Raw genomic sequence first — 17,197 nt, forward strand, 5'->3', positions numbered from 1 at the left:
CCACGAATCGCCCGCGGTTTCAGCGCGAGCTACCCACCACTAAGTAATCCCTCCACGTTCTTCCACCCGATGTTCAAGACCCTCGACGACCTCGACCCGGAGCAACGCGTACTCGTCCGACTCGACCTCAACTCGCCGGTCGAAGACGGCGACGTCCAAGACAACCGACGGTTCGACCGCCACGCGGAGACCGTCCGCGAACTCGCCGAGGCCGGCCATCGCGTCGTCCTCATGGCCCATCAGGGTCGCCCCGGCGGCGACGACTTCGTCTCGCTCGAACAGCACGCCGACATCCTCGCGAGCCACATCGACCGCGACGTCGGATTCGTCGCTGACACCTACGGCGACGACGCCATCGCCGCCATCGACGCGCTCGACGCGGGCGAGGTGCTCCTCCTCGAAAACACGCGGATGTGCGACGAGGAACTCCCCGAGGAGGACCCCGAGGTCAAGGCCGACACCGAGTTCGTCCAGTCGCTCGCCGAGCACGTCGACGCCTACGTCAACGACGCCTACTCGGCGGCCCACCGCTCGCACGCCTCTTTGGTCGGCTTCCCGCTCGTGTTACCCGCCTACGCGGGTCGCGTGATGCAGACGGAGTACGAGGCCAACTCCGCTATCGCCACCCGCGAGTTCGACGGGCAGGTGACGATGGTCGTCGGCGGGACGAAGGCCACCGACGTCATCGACGTGATGAACAACCTCGGTGAGAAGGTCGACCAGTTCCTGCTCGGCGGCATCGCCGGCGAGTTGTTCCTCCGCGCGGCCGGCAACGACGTCGGCTTCGACCTCGAGGGCATGGACTTCTTCGACGACCAGTGGGAGGAAAACCGCGAGACCATCGAGTCGCTCCTCGACGAGCGCGGCGACCAGATTAAGCTCGCCGTCGACCTCGCCTACGAGGACGAGACCGACGACCGCGGCGAAATCGCGGTCGCCAACATCACGGAGAAGGACCGCGCGTACCTCGACGTGGGCTCGATGACGGTCGACGAGTACGACCCCATCATCCGCGACTCCGAGGCCGTCTTCGTGAAGGGCGCGCTCGGCCTGTTCGAAGACGAGCGCTTCGCGGTCGGCACGACCGGCGTCCTCCGCGCCATCGCCGAGACCGACTGCTTCTCCGTCGTCGGCGGCGGCGACACCTCCCGCGCCATCGAGATGTACGGCATGGACGAAGACGACTTCGGCCACGTCTCCATCGCCGGCGGCGCGTACATCCGCGCGCTGACCGGCGCGCCGCTGGCCGGCGTCGAGGCGCTGCAGCAGGACTGAAGCCGCGCTCAGGAATCCGCGTTCTTTTCTGCGACGATACCGGCGGCACCCTCGACGAGGAAGACCACGCCGGCTGCGAAGACGACGAGCGTCAAGACCGCGGTGAGAGCCCCGCCTGACGGGAACGAACCAGCGGCGCGGACCGCGAGTGTGTGGGATGCGCTGTACGACGCACCCCCGACGAGCACCGCGCCACCGAAGACAGTTTGTCGGTCACTAGTTTCGAGGACGAGAACAGCCGATTCAGCCGCATCTGTCGGCTCGTCGTCGCGGGTGTCGTCACCGTCGCGGTTTGGGTCGCCGCTCATACCCCGGCCTCCGAGTCGATGGCGAAGTGAGACATACCGGCGACACCGAGCGCTTGAATAAAAGTGTCACCCAACGTTGATAGCCGACGCCGCCGAACCGACGCGCATGAAACTCGGTGTCGTCTCCGACACGCACGACAACCTCGACTACGTCGAAGCCGCGGTCTCGCACTTCGAATCAGAGGGCGTTGACGCGGTCGTCCACTGCGGCGACATCGTCGCGCCCTTCTCGGCCGCGCCGTTCGACGCGGCGTTCGACTTCCACGCCGTCCGCGGCAACAACGACGGCGAGTGGGCGCTCCGCGAGGCGGTGGAATCGTTCGGCACCTACCACGACGACTTCGCACATCTGACCCTCGACGGCCAAGAGATAGCGGTCTACCACGGCACCGAGGCCGGACTGGTGGATGCCCTCGTTGACTCGGGGACGTACGACTTCGTCCTGCGCGGCCACACCCACGAGCGAGTGGTCGAACACCGCGGAAAGACGACGCACATCAACCCCGGCGGCCTGCCGATTCCCGGCGCTGACGACGAGTTCCACGTCGCGGTCGTGGACCTGGACACCGGAAACGTGGCGTCGCGGTCGCTCTGAGAGCGGAACCGAGTGGGGTGAAAAGCCGCGGCCGCACCGAACCGAACTGCACCGAACTGAGCAGGCGATTCGTCGATTAGTCGTCGGCGAACTCCGCGCGCGCCTGCTCAGCGAATCCAGACGGGCTACCGGAGATACCGATGCCGAGCGTCTGGTCCGTGAGTTCCATGCTCGTCTGCTGGTCTTCGACGTCGAACATCGCGCGGATGGCGTCGACGTTCTCGGGAATCACGTCGGACTGCTGGTGGATGGCCTGGAACAGGTAGAGGTCCCGGCCGTTGACGCCGATGGACTCGCCCCACACGCAGTTCTCCCACATGTCGCCGCGCGGGCGGCCCGCGTCGAGCGCGAAGTCCATGAGCTTACCCGCGCCGTCGATGCCCATCCCCTCCGGGATGACGTAGACGCGGTTCTCGCCTTCGAGCAGTTGCCGGACGTGCGCGCCGGTCACGTCGTCTTCGAGCGTGACGTTGAGCGCGTGGACGTGCATCAGCGTCGCCGGGACCTTCAGTCCGAGCGTGTCGATTTCGAGGTCGGGGAAGATGGTCTTCACGTCGGGGCCGTGGTGAGAAGGAATCTTGATCGGGTTCGGCAGGATGTCGTTTATCGGTCCACGGGAGTTCTGACCGGGGTCGCCGCCGCGGCGGACGAGCGTCGCCCGGACCTTCTCGACGCCGTACTCGGCTTCGAGCGGCGCGATGATGCGCGAGAGGCCGGTCGTGTTACAGGAGACGACGCGGACGTAGTCGGCGTCGCGGGCGGCGTCGAAGTTGGCCCGCGCGTTGAAGCTCACGTCGGCCACGTCGGCGTCCTCGCCGCCTTGGAAGATAGCGGGCGTGTGGTGCGTCTCGTACAGTTCGCGGTTCTCCGCGCCGATACCCGACGGCGTGCAGTCGACGATGACGTCCGCCTTGGCAACCAGTTCGTCCACCTCGCCGGCGAGGTCGACGCCGGCCTCGGAGAACAGCGGTGAACGTTCGGGAATCGCGGCGTACATCGGGTAGCCGCGTTCGCCCGCGGTGTGCGCTTCGAAGTTGGGCTGGGTCTTGGCCACGCCGATGAGTTCCATGTCGGACTGCGCATCGACCGCGTCGGCGACGCGCTTTCCGATTGTGCCGTAGCCGTTGACACCCACTCGTATCATGAGAGACAAACGACCGGGCCCGACCATAGTTATTTCGATGGTTAATACTGAGAAATTAACTCTCAAGCGAGTGAGTCGCTCGATTACCTCCGAGGCGAGTGAACCACCCGATTCGGGACGACGGGGCGGAAACCGAGCGTGGAGAGCCGGATGGGAACGCCTAACAGCGCCGGCGGCGCAGGTGTCCACATGACCGAAGCCGACGCCGACCTCCGCGCCGCCAGCGAGACGGCGGTCCGACAGTGTCTCGACCTCCAGCCCGACGAGTCGCTCGTCGTCGTCACCGACGACAAGCGCGAGCGCATCGGCGAGGCGCTCTACGAGGTCGCCAGCGAGGTGACCGACGACGCGACTATCGTCCGCTACCCGCCGGGGAACCAACACGGCGAGGAGCCGCCCGCGCCGGTCGCCGCCGCCATGCAGGCCTGCGACGCCTTCCTCGCGCCGACGACGAAGAGCCTGAGCCACACCCGCGCCCGCGGCGACGCCTGCGACGCCGGCGCCCGCGGCGCGACGCTGCCGGGCATCACCGAGGAGGTGTTCGTCACCGGCCTCGACGCCGACTACGACGCCATCTACGACCACAGCGCGGCGATGCTCGACGCCGTCGGCGACGCCGACGAACTCCGCGTCACGACCGAGAAGGGCACGGACATCACGTTCGTCCGCGGCGACCGGGAGTGGCTCGCCGACACCGGCGCAATCGCGGAGGCCGGCTCGTTTTCGAACCTCCCCGCGGGCGAAATCTTCCTCAGCCCCGCGTCCGCGACGGGCACCTACGTCGTCGACGGGACGATGATGCCCCACGGCCTCCTCGACGAGGGACAGGAACTCCGCTTCGAGGTCGAAGACGGCTACGTCACCGAGATTTCGGACGACGACATCCGCGAGCAGGTCGAGGCCGCCGCGGAGGAAGTCGGGCGAGACGCCTACAACCTCGCCGAAATCGGCATCGGCACCAACGTCGGCGTGACCGACCTCGTCGGCTCCGTCCTGCTCGACGAGAAGGCCGCCGGCACGGTCCACATCGCCATCGGCGACGACGCCGGCATCGGCGGCGACACCGACGCGCCGCTCCACCTCGACGGCATCATCCGCGAGCCGACGGTGTACGCCGACGGCGAGGAAGTCGACCTGCCGCAGCCCTGAGCAACCCTGAGCGGGCGTACACCGCGCCCGCGGTGGGTCGGTCCGTTCGCCGAACGAGCGTCCTGCCACCGACTCCCACGCCGAAACGGAGAAAGGCGGCTTTTTACGGCCTGATGGGCTAGCGACCCGTATGAGCCTACCCGACGCCGGCGAGCGCGTCCCCCTCTCCTGTCCGACGTGTTCGCCCGACGAACCCACCGTTCACGAGGTGCTGAAGCCCGGCGGTCACTCGACCGTCCGGTGTACCGAATGCAGCCACGTCCACAAGGAGAAAGTCGAGATTCCAGACGAAACCGAGATGAACGTCGTCGTCTCGCAGGACGGCGACTCCGTCTCGACCGAAGTGCCCGTGCCGGTCGGCACGACCATCGAGGTCGGCGACGAGTTCATCGTCGACACGCCCGAGGCGATTCAGCTCGTGCGCATCACGGGCATCGAAGTCGGCCCCGAACAGCGCGCCGACGAGGCCGAAGTCGCGGACGTGAAGACCGTCTGGACCCGCGTCGTCGACAACGTCGCGGTCAACGTCACCATCCACCCGAAGGACGGCAAGCGCGAGGACACCCGCAGCGTCACCGTCAACGTCCCCGGCGACTACGAGTTCGTCGTCGGCGAGACCGAGGCGTTCGGCGACGAGGAGGTCGAAATCGAAGGCCTCGTCGTCCGCTCGGACGCCCCCGAGTACCGCCACGGCAAACTCGACCACCCCGGCGACATGGTGTACGCGAAGGACGCAAAGCGCGTCTACGCCCGCGACCAGACCTCGACCGCGTGGTCGGCCTGGTAAGGGCGAATCCGACGCCGAAGCACTCCGCCCCGCCGACGCCGAACGGCACCGCCCGCCCAACGCACGACCTTTTGATTCCCGGCCCGTCGGTTCGACCATGCCTACCCGCGACCGGTCGCAGTCGTCGGTCGAATCGCTCGCGCTCCTGTGGGCCGCCCGCGAGAGCGGCGTCATCGACGCGCTCACGACGAGCGCCGGCACCGCCGAAGCCGTGGCCGAGACCGCCGATATCGAGCCCCGTGCGGCCCGCATCACCGTCGGGGCGCTGGCCGCGATGGGCTTCATCAAGCGCGTCGGCGACGAGTACGAGATAACCAACCGCGCGCTCGGCTTCCTCGCCAAGCGCGACGTGCGCTCCATCGGTCGCCTCCCGCACGCGCTCGACCGCTTTTCGCTCTACGCCGACCTCCCGGAGACGATGGCGTCCGGCGAGTCGCCTGCGTTCCCGGACGACTGGCTTCGGAACCGGCTCGGCGCGCACGACGCCACCGAAGAATCGGTCGTCCGGGCCTGCGTGACCGCCGCGGTCCGCGAGGCACCCGACGCGACGCGCGTCCTCGACCTCGGCGGCGCGTCGGGCGTCTTCGCCCGCGAGTTCCGCGCCCGCGGTTGCGACGTGACGCTCGTCGACGACGCCGAGACCGTCGAAGTCGTCCGACCGCTCCTCTCCCGTGCCGGCGTGGACCTCGTCGCGGGCGACCCGACCGACCCACCGGTATCGGGCTTCGGAGTGGTCTTCGTCGGCGACGCCTTCGCCGGGCGCGACCCGGACGACGCACGGGCGCTCGTCTCGGGCGCGCACGACGCCCTCGAACCCGGCGGGTCGGCGGTGTTCGTCGATAGCCTGCACGGCCGGTGTTCGACCGACGCGACGGCCGGGCGAGCGGTGGACGCGCTCGCGGCCGGCCGCGGCGACCTCTACGACGAGGAGACGGTTCGCTCGTGGGTCGAATCGGCCGGATTCGACGGCTGTACGGTCCGAGACGTGCCGGGGACCGACCTGCAGGCGGTCGTCGGCGAGCGTGCGGTTGATTAGTGCCCACCTCCGAGTTCGACTATGGACAACTCGGTGCTGCGCGACGACATGGTCGACGGCTTGGAGCACTCGCTGGAGTCGCTCCCGGAGGCCGTCTCCATCGCCATGCGCAGCGTCCCGCGACACGAGTTCGTCACCGACTCGCCGTACCAGAACCGCCCGACGGAGCACCGCGACACGAACACGACCATCCTCGCGCCGACGACGGTCGCGCGCCTGCTCTCCGCGCTCGACCCGCAACCGGACGACGAGGTGCTCGTCGTCGGCGCGGGCGTCGGCTACACCGCCGCGGTCCTCGCCGAAATCGTCGGTGACGCCCGCGTCCACGCGGTCGACATCACGCGCTCGCTCGTCTACGAGGCGCGCGAGAACCTCCAGCGCGCCGGCTACGGCGGCGTCCTCGTGGACTGCCGCGACGGCGCGGAGGGGCTGGCCGACTACGCGCCTTTCGACCGCATCCTCGTCGAGGCCTCGGCGGTTCGCCCGCCCGCGCGACTCCTCACGCAACTCGCCGACGGCGGCCGACTCGTCATGCCGAAAGGGGTCGGCGAGCAGACGCTCGTCGCCATCGAGGACGGCGAGGTGGCCGAGTCGTTCGGCCCGCTGTCGTTCAAACCGCTGCTCGTGGACGGCGAACAGACGGGGAGCATCGTCAGAAACCGGACGCGCCGCGAGGACCCCGAGTACGAGGGACGGAGCTGGCACGCCGGCCACGGCTGGGAACAAGACTGGATAGACTGGGGCGGTCGCGGGTAGCCGAGTAGGGCCGAGTCCTCGACGTAGCGGCCGGCGTGACAGTCACGTTTCTCCGGGGCCGAGAACCGCCGGCTCACGATTTAGCCGCCGAGCGCGTAGTTAGCAACGGTGAATCAACCATGGAGAAGAACGTCGGCGGCTACGACCGCATCGCGCGCGCCGTCCTCGGACCGGTGCTCATCATCGTCGGGGCGGCGGGTCTCGCGGGCTTCCTGACCATCGCGGCGGGGACCCTCGGACTCGTCGTCGCGGTCGCGGCGCTCCTCGTCGGAGCGGTCCTCGCGACCACGGCGGTCACCCAGAAGTGCCCGCTCAACGAGCTGTTGGGCTTCAACACCTACGAGGGCGCGGCGACGACCGAGACCGAATCCGCGGGCAAGCCGCGCGCGCAGTAAGCTTTTCTTCGACCCGATACTCGAACCCGGCCGCGACCGACGAGGGCGGAAATACCGACCTTCCCATTATCAGATACGATAGCTAGCGGGGAACAGTTTTTGCATCGCTCCAGAGACCAGCGGTAGCGATGACGCCACCACTCCCGACGCGGGAACAGCTCCCGGACGACCTGCTCGAGCGGGCCAACTGGGTCGGGTGGCGAACACAGACGTGCGACGGTGGGGAGACGGTGGTTCCCCGAGACGCGGCCCACGGCGGGCCCGCATCAGCGACCGACGCTTCAACGTGGGCGACGTTCGACGAGGCGCTCGCGTCCGCGCGGGACGGCCGCGCCGACGGGGTAGGATTCGTTTTCACCGACGACGACCCGTTCGTCGGTATCAAACTCGACAAGTGCCGCGACGGCGAGACCGGAGCGGCCGACGGGTGGGCGCGGGCGGTCGTCGACCGACTCGACTCCTACACCGAACTGAACTCCTCGGGAACGGGCTACCGCGTTATCGTCCGCGGGACGCTCCCGTCGGGAAGCGCCCGAGCCGAGTCCCTCGAACTCTCAGACGATGCGCGGTTCTGCCCCGTGACCGGAGACCGCGTCGACGGCACGCCCGCGGCGGTCGCAGAACGGGGCGACGCCCTTGCGGCGATTCACGGCGCGTACTTCGAAGCCGACCCGGAACCGTCGCCGACGCCGCCGGTCGAGCCGGCCACCGCAATCGACTCGGCCAACCCAGTCGCTCCGAGTTCGGACCGAACGCCCGCCGACGCGCGTCTCGACGAGATGAGCGGCCCGGGCAACGACCTCGCGGACGACGAGGTCGTCCGCCGCGCCTCGAACGCCGTGAACGCCGTGAAGTTCACCCACCTGTGGCGGGGCGACGCCGGCGGCTACGACGACCACGACGAGGCGGACGCGGCGCTGTGTTCGATTCTCGCGTTCTGGACCGCCGGCGACGCGCGACAGATGTGCCGCCTGTTTCGGGACTCCGGGCTCTTCCGACCGAAGTGGGACGAAGTCGCCCACGCCGATGGCTCGACCTACGGCGCGAAGACGGTCCAGCGAGCGATTCGGGAGACGAGTGAGTACTACGACCCGTCCGGCCGGTCCAGCGCGGTTCGGCGGTCGCCGACGCCGTCGGACGACGACCGAAAGCGGGACGAACGCGCCGACGACGCGGCGAGTGAACCGCAGGAATCGAATGAACCGCAAGGACCGCACGGGCCGCCGCCGACCGCCGCGTCCCCGGTCGGCGAGCGCGGGGCGTTCGACCGTTTCAACGAACTCCGGGCGCGGCTCGACGACGTCGTCGGCGAAAACGAGCGACTCCGCGACGAACTCGAAGCCGAGCGCGAGCGACGGCGCGACCTCGAAGCGAGCGTGGGCGACGGCGGAGAAGAAGCGGGAGGCGGAGAGACGGACGAACGCTCGGGACGCGGCTGGTCGCTGTTCGGCTGGCTTCGGTCGTGAGCGTCTCGTGAGCGTCGCTACGGTCGCTGTGTTCTGAGCGAAGTCGAAGTCACGATTTGAGTCCGCTTCCGGTGAGCGGCACGACCACGTCGGCGTCGCGGTCGAGGACGCCCGAGAGCCGCAGTTCGCGGAGCGCCGCGGGCGCGACGGCGCAGGTCGGCTCCGTGTAGAAGCCGTGGCGGTGGAGCCTGTCGAGTTCGTCTTCGACCGCGTCGGACGACAGCGCGATGGCGTCGCCGCCGGTGTCGGCGAGCGCCTCGTGAATCTCGGCCTCGCGGACGGGTTCGAGAATCTGGATGCCGTCGGCCACGTCGTTGGTCTCGTCGGGCGTGTGGTGACGGGCGTCGGCGATGGGCGAGTAGCCGGCGGCCTGCGCGCCGTACAGTTCGGGCATTCGGTCGGTCCAGCCCGCCTCGTAGAGCGCGCGGAAGCCGCGGTACGCGCCGAGGAAGAGCGTCCCGTGGCCGAGCGGCGTGACGACCGCGTCGGGGACCGACCAGTCGCGCTGGGCGGCGATTTCGTAGGCGACGGTGGCCGTGCCCGCGAAGAACGCGGGGTTCCACGCGTGGCTCGCGTACCACGCGTCGTCGGCCTCGACTGCCTCGACGCAGGCGTCGGTCACGTCCTGTCTGGAGCCCTCGATTCGGACCGGCTTGGCCCCGGCGCGCTCGATGGCGCGGACCTTCGAGGGCTTGACCGACGCGGGCACGTAGATTTCGGCGTCGATGCCGGCGCGGGCGGCGTAGGTGGCGACGGCGGCCCCCGCGTTGCCCGAGGAGTCCTCGACGACCCGCTCGACGCCGAGTTCGGACGCGAGAGACAGCATCGTCGTCGCGCCGCGGTCCTTGAACGAACCGGAGGGGAAGACGTACTCCAGTTTGAACGAGGCCTCCCACTCCGCCGCGTCGACGAGGGGTGTCATCCCCTCGCCGAGGCTGGCGTGCGGCTCCGTCGGGAGGAACTCGTCGAACGCCCAGAGGCCGTCGCGGTAGTCGAGGTCGGCGTCGTCGGGGGTGGCCGCGGACGGTGACGGGTCGGCCGCGAAGTCCAGCGGCTCGCCGCAGGTACAGCGCCAGCGCCACGCGTCGTAGGTCTCGCCGCAAGCGTCGCACGCGAGTCGGAGCCGAGCGGGGAGGTCGGGTGGTGTCGTCATGGTGAGGGTGTGAATCGAGTGGGATAGAGCGGAGTCTGTGTCAGTACGTGTCGAGGTCGATGCCGACAGAGCAGACGTACTCGCCGGAGGCGACCTGCGGGAGGCGGCGCGCCCGCCAGAAGATGCCGTCGTGGTCGGCGGTGACGCGGGCTTTGAGCTTGCCGAACACGTCCGTCACCTCGAACACCACGTCGCCGGCGGAGACGCGCTCGCCGAGGTCGCGCTTGAACCGGACGAGGCCGCCGACCGGCGAGCCGTACTGGTCGAAGCCGCGGGCGCGGGTCTGGGCTTCGAGTTCCACGTCGCCGTCGAGGAAGTCGTAGCCGCGGAGGACGTTGTAGACGCCGCGGACGCCCTTCTCGATGCTCTCTTCGTCCCAGCCGACACAGCCGCCGAGTTCGGGGTCGATGGTCGGAATCCCGGCGTCGGGGCCGGCGCGGGCGAGTTGGCCGTCGGGGCCCTTCTGGTCGAGGACGTACCCGCAGCCGAACGTCTTGGCGAGTCGGAGGCACTTCGCGTGCATCCGGTGGTGGCGACCGCAGCGGACGCGGACCTCGTCTATCATCCGGCTCGTCGAGCCCTGATGGAGGTCGACGATGAGGTCGGCGTCGCGGGCGGCGGCGAACGTCGCGGCCGCGATGCGCTCCGAGGAGGTGCCGCGCTCGTCGCCGGGGTACGCCCGGTTCATCTTCGTGTCGTCTATCGGGTTGCGGTGCTGTGCGACCTGGAAGGCGTGGTAGTTGACGATGCCGACGACGAGAATCGTTCCGGAAATCTCCGCGGGGTCGAGCTGCGGGACGACCCGCTGGATGACGCCGACGCCGTTGAGTTCGTCTCCGTCCGAGGCCGCCTGCATGTAGAGCGTCTTGCCCGACGACGCGCCGTTGATGACGGCGACGGGCAGGCCGACGCTCCCGCCGTCGCGGGACTCGCCGACTTCGAGGCGACCCACGTCCATCTCCCCGGGGGCCGCGCTCGCCGTTCCCAAGGTAATCATACCGCCAACCTCGGACCGGCCTCCCTTTAGGGGTTCGGTCCGCTGAGGCCCCCCGAGGAAAGCGTTGCCGCTATGGTCTCGCGGCCGCAACCGCCGACCGTGACAGACGACGTTCCCGAACGACCGCCGACGGGGGGACTGGTGCAGGCGCTCGACGTGCCGCGAAACGCCGCTATCGGGGCGGCCGTCGGTCTCGCCTTGGCCGTCGTCGCCTATCTCTTTCGGGTCCTCGAGCTGTTCGGCCCGTTCGCCGGCACCCGCGAGTACCCGATACTCGGGCCCGAGGGCTGGTTTCTCATCCTCGCGTTCGTTCTCGCCTCCGCGACGGCGCTCCTCGTCGCGACGGCGCTGACGCTCGTCTCGGCGTATCGGCTGAGTAAAACGCTGTAAAACGCCCCGTTCCGGCGGTCGATTCGCCTACTCGTCGAACTCGCGCTCGTCGCCGACGAGTTCGCCCAGTCGCTCCGCCCCGGCGCGGGTGCCCTTGGCGATGATGAGGTCGCCGCCGTGGAGCCGCGTTTCCGACCCCGGCGAGACCACCCATTCGCGGCCGCCGGCCCGGCGGACCGCGATGACGCGCATCCCCGTCTCGGACTTGACGCGCCGGTCGCCGAGGGTCGCCTCCGCGAGGTCGCTTGCGGGGGCGACCCGCAGACGGATGATGACCTCGTCGGACTCCTTGACCGCGGCGGCGACGACCGGGTGGGCGTCGATGCCGCGGAGGACGCCCTCGGCGATTTCGAGCGCGGCGTCGGAAATCATCTCCGTCGCGCCCGCGAGTTGGACGAGTCCGCGGAGCGACACGGGGTCTTCGACCCGGCTTGCCGCGCGGAGCGTCCACGCCTCGAACCGAGACTTGAGCGCGTCCACCTCGGCTTCGAGCTCTTCGACTTCCTCGGCGACGCCCTCGCTGTCGAACAGCACCGCGCCGTAGGCGAGGTCGACGGCGAGTTCGCTCATGTCCTTCATCAGGACGATGGAGTCGACGGCGCGTTCGAGGTCCTCGATGGTCGGCTCGGGGACGTCCGGCGGGTCGTACCGGAGGCCGGTGGCGGCCTCGTGGACGGTCTGGAGGCCGTCGTCGCGGCCGCGGAGGAGGAGCACGTCGCCGGCGCGGAGCGTCGTCTCGTGGTCGGGGTTCGTCACCCACTCGCCGGCGCGGTGGATGGCGACGACGCGGACGCCCGTCTCGGTCTCCATGTTGATGTCGCCGAGCGCGCGGCCCGCGTAGGGCGACTCGTCGGTGAGTTCGCACCGAATCGTCGTCTCGACCGCCTCGGGGAGCGCGGCGCGGATGGCGTCCGGGAGGCCGATGTCCTCGATGACGACCTTGGCGATGTCGCCCGCGGCGTCGGAAATCTTCTCCGCCGCGCCGACGACGCCGAGGACGGGCGCGAGTTCCTCCGCGTCCTCGGGACTGCGGGCGGCCATCATCAGGCTCATGCGCGCCTGCAGTTGGAGGATGTCCATCCGCTCTTCGAGGTCGAGGACCTCGGCCGCGAGGTCGTCGTTCGCGTGGAGGACGGCGGAGTACGAGAGGTCGATGAGTAACTCCGCGGTGTCTTTCATCTCGGCGAGGACGGCCTTGACGCTGACAGGCTCGTACTCGATGTCCTCCGGATTCATGCGCCCGCCTTCACGACGGGACGGCAAAAGGCTTGCCAGGAGTAGTGGTGCCACCGTGGTTCGAGAGAACTACGTCGCCGGCGCATATGACTTCGCGGGTCCCCCAGAACGGCGCGCGCGGCGCGTTCGAGAGTCCCGTATAAGGGCACCGAGAACAACGACGATTGTCGAACACTATTTTAGACACCGACTACCCACGAAACCGACAGACGGGGCTGCCTTTGTATGTGTATGGCGGTCGATAACATATGAGTGAAAACGATAACGCTTTTTTGATATGGTAGGCAACGTTCTGGGTATGTCAGGCGAACTGAAGCGGGGGCTGGAAGGTGTGCTGGTCACCGAATCGAAGCTCAGTTTCATCGACGGCGACGCGGGACAACTCGTTTACTGCGGGTACGATATCGAAGACCTCGCACGGGACGCAAGCTACGAGGAGGTACTCTACCTTCTGTGGCACGGGGAGCTTCCGACGAGCGAGGAACTCGACGCGTTCTCCGACGAACTCGCGGCCCACCGCGGCCTCGACGACGGCGTTCTCGACGTGACACGCGAACTCGCCGAGCAGGACGAGTCGCCGATGGCGGCGCTCCGAACGCTCGTCTCGTCGCTGTCGGCGTACGACGAAAACGCCGACTTCGAGGACGTGACCGACCGCGAGGTCAACCTCGAGAAGGCAAAGCGCATCACGGCGAAGATGCCGTCGGTGCTCGCGGCCTACGCTCGCTTCCGTCGCGGCGACGACTACGTCGAACCCGACGAGAGCCTGAATCACGCGGCGAACTTCCTCTACATGCTCAACGGCGAGGAGCCGAACGAGGTGCTCGCCGAGACGTTCGACATGGCGCTCGTGCTGCACGCCGACCACGGTCTGAACGCGTCCACGTTCTCCGCGATGGTCACGTCCTCGACGCTCTCTGACCTCTACAGCGCGGTCACGTCCGCTATCGGCACGCTCTCGGGGTCGCTCCACGGCGGCGCGAACGCGAACGTCATGCGGATGCTGAAGGACGTCGACGACAGCGACATGGACCCGACCGAGTGGGTCAAAGACGCCCTCGACCGCGGCGAGCGCGTCGCCGGGTTCGGTCACCGCGTCTACAACGTGAAGGACCCCCGCGCGAAGATTCTCGGCGCGAAGTCCGAGGCGCTCGGCGAGGCCGCCGGCGACATGAAGTGGTACGAGATGTCGGTCGCCATCGAGGAGTACATCGGCGAGGAGAAGGGTCTCGCGCCGAACGTGGACTTCTACTCCGCCTCGACGTACTACCAGATGGGCATCCCCATCGACCTCTACACCCCCATCTTCGCCGTCTCGCGCGTCGGTGGCTGGATCGCGCACGTCCTCGAACAGTACGATGACAACCGCCTCATCCGCCCGCGCGCCCGCTACACCGGCGAGAAGGACCTCGACTTCCCGTCGGTCGACGAGCGATAGGCGACGAGTCGCACGCGACTTTTTTCCGTCCCGACGACCCGCCGGAGCGACGCGTCGTCCCCCGACCGCTCCCGCGTTCCCCGCTCAGTCGTCTTCGCCCGCGTCGTCGACGCCGACGCTCCCGCGTTCGACCATGAGCGCGTCGGCGTGGCCCGCCCAGTCGGCGTAGTAGAACGCCGCGAGCACGAACAGCCCCATCCACGTGAACGACAGGACGATGCCGATTCGCGCGCCGAGCGGGCCGTAGCCGAACACCTCGACCAGCAGGTAGGACGCGCCGACGAAGAAGCCGAACACCCCGGTCAGCCGGGCGACGAAGGGGATTCGCGTCGCGCCCGCGCCCTGCAGCGACCCGGAGAGCCCGACGAAGAGCGCCAGTCCCGGCGCGGCGAGGCCGTAGGCGACGGCGAACTTCACGGCCCATTCGAGGTCCGCGCCGCCGCCGGAGCCGACGAGGGCGACGACGGGTTCGGTGAACGCCGCGAGGAAGAGCCCGATGCCGCCGACCGTGACGACCGACAGGAGCGCAACCGCGCCGCCCTGATACCGCGCGGCCTCGCTGTCGCCCGCCCCGAGCGCCTGCCCGACGAGGACGCTGGCGGCGACGTTGTAGCCGCGCGCCAGCGGGCTTGCGACCTGCTGGTAGACCCGGCGGCCGATTTGGAAGCCGGCGTTGACGGCGTCGCCGAAGCCGAGGAGGAGGGCGTTGAACGGGAACTCAGCGAGTTCGGCGGCGATGCCCTCGCCGACCCGCGGGGTGGCGATGCGCACGAGTTGGCCGGCGACCGTCCGGTCGCGGGGGCGGACCAGCGAGGTCGGCGACGCGGGGCGGGCGAGCGCGACCAGAAGCAGTCCCGCCGAGAGGACGTTGGCGGTCGAGGTGGCGAGGCCCACGCCCAGCACGCCGAGCGCCGGCAGACCGACGAGGCCGAAGCCGAGACCGACCGACAGCCCGATGTTGACGACGTTGGCGAAGACGTTGACCAGCATCGGCGTCCGGGTGTCGCCGACGCCCTGAAGCGACCGCGAACCGACGAGCGAGACCAGTCGCGCGGGCGAGGTGGCGAAGATGACCGCGAGGTACGTCGTGCCCAGTTCCACGGCCCGGTCGCTCGCGGGGAACGCGCCGATGGCCGCCTCGCCCAGCGTGAACCCGAAAATCAGGAAGGGGACGCCCGCGAGGAACGCGAGGAGGAGCGCCGTCGAGATGGCCTCGCTCCGGTTGGCGTCCGCGCCGCTTCCCGTGTCCTGACTGGAGAGCGCAATCGCGCCGCCGCCGAGGCCGAGACCGATGCGGAGCGGGAACCGAGCGTAGAGGTCGGCGAGACCGATAGCGACGACGGCGGCCGGGGAGAGCGCCGCGGTGACGGCCACGTCCACGGTCCGCATCGCCGTCTGTGCGGTCTGCTCGGCCATCACCGGCCACGCGAGCGAGAAGATGCGCTTCCAGACCCGCCGGAGGCGACCGAGGTTCATGCCGAGGCCACGGACCTCGCGCAGTTGACGGTACCGGAAGCGGCGGTCCCGTCGGGCACGCTCGATGCGACACGCGAATGACGAGCGTCATACGCGGGTACCGGGTCGTCGCTGTCGTGCGGTTTCACTTTCACTCCGGGTGGGGGACGTTTATATGCACGGGGACCAGAAAGACAGTTGCACGTCACACGCGTGCATTCCCCCTTTCCCCTTTCACCGACCGGCGAGCGACGGCCACGGCGGCGCGGTGACGGCCCCGAATCCGGATTCTCAACCGACGACCATGAGGGTTGACATCACGCCCCTGATACCGATAGATTCCCGAACGATTAAACACAGACACGGGCGATTTCCGACCATGCTCACGCTTGACGACGTACGCGCCGCCCGCGAGCGCGTCGAAGCGGTCGCCCGACGGACACCGCTGGAGTACTCGCACACCTTCTCGGAGATGACGGGTGCCGAGGTGTACCTGAAGCTCGAAAACACCCAGCGCACGGGGTCGTTCAAGATTCGCGGCGCGACGAACCGCATCACGACGCTCTCCGAGGAGGAGAAGGACGCGGGCGTCGTGACCGCGAGCGCCGGCAACCACGCCCAGGGCGTCGCGCTCGCGGCGTCGCGGGCGGGCGTGAACTCGAAAATCGTCATGCCCGAGTACGCGCCGATTTCCAAGGTGAAAGCGACCGAGCGCTACGGCGGCGACGTGGTGCTCTACGGCAACGACTACGACGAGGCGCAAGCGAAAGCCCACGAAATCGAGGCGGAGGAGGGCCGGACCTACGTCCACGCCTTCGACGACGAGTACGTCATGGCCGGACAGGGAACTATCGGCCTCGAAATCGCGGAGGACTGCCCCGACCTCGACACCGTGGTCGTCCCCATCGGCGGCGGCGGCCTCATCTCCGGCATCTCGACGGCCATCAAAGAGCAGTACCCCGACGCCCGCGTCATCGGCGTGCAGGCGGAACAGGCCTCCAGCGCCGCGGACTCGCTGAACAAGGGGTCGATTCAGACCATCGACGAGGTGGACACCATCGCCGACGGCATCGCCGTCCGCAGAATCGGCGACAAGCCCTTCGAGGTCATCCGCGAGCGCGTGGACGAGGTCGTCACCGTCTCCGACGAGGAAATCGCGGTGGCGCTCACCTACCTGCTCGAACGCTCGAAGACGCTGGTCGAGGGCGCGGGGGCCGTCGCGCTCGCGGCGCTGGTCTTCCAGAAGTTCGACTACGAGGAGGACGAGGTCGTCGTCCCCGCGCTGTGCGGCGGCAACATCGACATGAACACGCTGACGACCGTCGTGATGCGCGGGCTCGTCGAGACGGGTCGGTACCTCAAGATTCGGACCGAACTGAAGGACCGCCCCGGCTCGCTCGAACAGCTCATCGGGATTATCGCCGCGGAGAAGGCGAACATCTACGCCGTCAGGCACGACCGCACCTCTCGGAAAATCGCGCTGAACGCGACCGAGGTCGAAATCGACCTCGAAATGCGCGGGCCGAACCACGTCGATTCGCTCCTCGGCGAACTCCGCGACGCGGGCTACGACGTGGAAGTCCTCGACTGACCGCGTGGCCGGAGGCGGACTTCGAG

Annotated in this window: 17 protein-coding genes; 11 read left to right on the top strand and 6 right to left on the bottom strand. The window is 68.6% G+C overall.

The window, feature by feature from the left end; genetic code table 11:
• Window positions 1-69 precede the first annotated feature (69 nt).
• Window positions 70-1,275: a phosphoglycerate kinase gene (locus AUR65_RS19025; protein ID WP_058568663.1), complete on the top strand. Its 1,206-nt coding sequence runs from the start codon at window positions 70-72 to the stop codon at window positions 1,273-1,275.
• 8 nt (window positions 1,276-1,283) lie between these two features.
• Here the strand turns inward: AUR65_RS19025 and AUR65_RS19030 are convergent, their stop codons facing one another.
• Complete coding sequence (locus AUR65_RS19030) at window positions 1,284-1,583, bottom strand: hypothetical protein (protein ID WP_058568664.1); 300 nt, start codon at window positions 1,581-1,583, stop codon at window positions 1,284-1,286.
• A gap of 106 nt (window positions 1,584-1,689) precedes the next feature.
• Here AUR65_RS19030 and AUR65_RS19035 point away from each other — a divergent pair, with 106 nt between their 5' ends.
• Window positions 1,690-2,178: a metallophosphoesterase gene (locus AUR65_RS19035; protein ID WP_058568665.1), complete on the top strand. Its 489-nt coding sequence runs from the start codon at window positions 1,690-1,692 to the stop codon at window positions 2,176-2,178.
• Window positions 2,179-2,254: 76 nt separating this feature from the next.
• Here AUR65_RS19035 and AUR65_RS19040 read toward each other — a convergent pair whose 3' ends face one another.
• Window positions 2,255-3,322, bottom strand: coding sequence for a type II glyceraldehyde-3-phosphate dehydrogenase (locus AUR65_RS19040; protein ID WP_058568666.1), 1,068 nt, complete (start codon window positions 3,320-3,322; stop codon window positions 2,255-2,257).
• Window positions 3,323-3,511: 189 nt separating this feature from the next.
• On the opposite strand from AUR65_RS19040, the gene AUR65_RS19045 reads away from it, so the two are divergent.
• The 6 genes from AUR65_RS19045 (at window position 3,512) to AUR65_RS19070 (ending at window position 8,911) form a co-directional block, all read left to right on the top strand.
• Window positions 3,512-4,471 (top strand): aminopeptidase, encoded by a 960-nt coding sequence (locus AUR65_RS19045; protein ID WP_058568667.1) that lies wholly within the window; start codon window positions 3,512-3,514, stop codon window positions 4,469-4,471.
• Between the two features lie 130 nt (window positions 4,472-4,601).
• Complete coding sequence (locus AUR65_RS19050) at window positions 4,602-5,258, top strand: HVO_0476 family zinc finger protein (protein WP_004044446.1); 657 nt, start codon at window positions 4,602-4,604, stop codon at window positions 5,256-5,258.
• A 97-nt stretch (window positions 5,259-5,355) separates the two neighbouring features.
• The gene (locus AUR65_RS19055; RefSeq protein WP_058568668.1) at window positions 5,356-6,294 is read left to right on the top strand and encodes a class I SAM-dependent methyltransferase; all 939 of its coding nucleotides are present in this window, start codon (window positions 5,356-5,358) and stop codon (window positions 6,292-6,294) included.
• A gap of 21 nt (window positions 6,295-6,315) precedes the next feature.
• Complete coding sequence (locus tag AUR65_RS19060; protein ID WP_058568669.1) at window positions 6,316-7,050, top strand: protein-L-isoaspartate O-methyltransferase family protein; 735 nt, start codon at window positions 6,316-6,318, stop codon at window positions 7,048-7,050.
• Between the two features lie 119 nt (window positions 7,051-7,169).
• Window positions 7,170-7,445 carry a YgaP family membrane protein gene (locus AUR65_RS19065; RefSeq protein ID WP_058568670.1) on the top strand — a complete coding sequence of 92 codons (276 nt, stop codon included), beginning with the start codon at window positions 7,170-7,172 and terminating at the stop codon, window positions 7,443-7,445.
• 128 nt (window positions 7,446-7,573) lie between these two features.
• Window positions 7,574-8,911, top strand: coding sequence for a phage NrS-1 polymerase family protein (locus tag AUR65_RS19070; protein WP_058568671.1), 1,338 nt, complete (start codon window positions 7,574-7,576; stop codon window positions 8,909-8,911).
• 49 nt (window positions 8,912-8,960) lie between these two features.
• Here the strand turns inward: AUR65_RS19070 and AUR65_RS19075 are convergent, their stop codons facing one another.
• Both AUR65_RS19075 and AUR65_RS19080 read right to left on the bottom strand, forming a co-directional pair.
• The gene (locus tag AUR65_RS19075) at window positions 8,961-10,064 is read right to left on the bottom strand and encodes a pyridoxal-phosphate dependent enzyme (protein ID WP_058568672.1); all 1,104 of its coding nucleotides are present in this window, start codon (window positions 10,062-10,064) and stop codon (window positions 8,961-8,963) included.
• 40 nt (window positions 10,065-10,104) lie between these two features.
• Entirely contained in the window at window positions 10,105-11,061 is a 957-nt protein-coding gene (locus AUR65_RS19080; protein WP_058568673.1) for a succinylglutamate desuccinylase/aspartoacylase family protein, read from the bottom strand.
• Window positions 11,062-11,133: 72 nt separating this feature from the next.
• Between AUR65_RS19080 and AUR65_RS19085 the strand changes: the two genes are divergently transcribed.
• Window positions 11,134-11,451 (top strand): DUF7536 family protein, encoded by a 318-nt coding sequence (locus tag AUR65_RS19085; RefSeq protein WP_058568674.1) that lies wholly within the window; start codon window positions 11,134-11,136, stop codon window positions 11,449-11,451.
• 27 nt (window positions 11,452-11,478) lie between these two features.
• On the opposite strand, the gene AUR65_RS19090 is transcribed toward AUR65_RS19085, so the two are convergent.
• A complete protein-coding gene (locus tag AUR65_RS19090) occupies window positions 11,479-12,687 on the bottom strand; it encodes a potassium channel family protein (RefSeq protein WP_058568675.1) in 1,209 nt (402 codons plus the stop codon).
• 298 nt (window positions 12,688-12,985) lie between these two features.
• Between AUR65_RS19090 and citZ the strand changes: the two genes are divergently transcribed.
• Complete coding sequence (citZ, locus tag AUR65_RS19095) at window positions 12,986-14,125, top strand: citrate synthase (protein ID WP_058568676.1); 1,140 nt, start codon at window positions 12,986-12,988, stop codon at window positions 14,123-14,125.
• A gap of 84 nt (window positions 14,126-14,209) precedes the next feature.
• Here citZ and AUR65_RS19100 read toward each other — a convergent pair whose 3' ends face one another.
• On the bottom strand, window positions 14,210-15,601 hold the full coding sequence (locus AUR65_RS19100; RefSeq protein WP_058568677.1) for an MATE family efflux transporter: 1,392 nt from the start codon (window positions 15,599-15,601) through the stop codon (window positions 14,210-14,212).
• Between the two features lie 358 nt (window positions 15,602-15,959).
• Between AUR65_RS19100 and ilvA the strand changes: the two genes are divergently transcribed.
• Window positions 15,960-17,171: a threonine ammonia-lyase gene (ilvA, locus tag AUR65_RS19105; RefSeq protein ID WP_058568678.1), complete on the top strand. Its 1,212-nt coding sequence runs from the start codon at window positions 15,960-15,962 to the stop codon at window positions 17,169-17,171.
• Window positions 17,172-17,197: the final 26 nt, after the last annotated feature.

Origin of the sequence: Haloferax marisrubri (genome assembly GCF_001469875.2) — an archaeon.
Classification (GTDB): domain Archaea; phylum Halobacteriota; class Halobacteria; order Halobacteriales; family Haloferacaceae; genus Haloferax; species Haloferax marisrubri.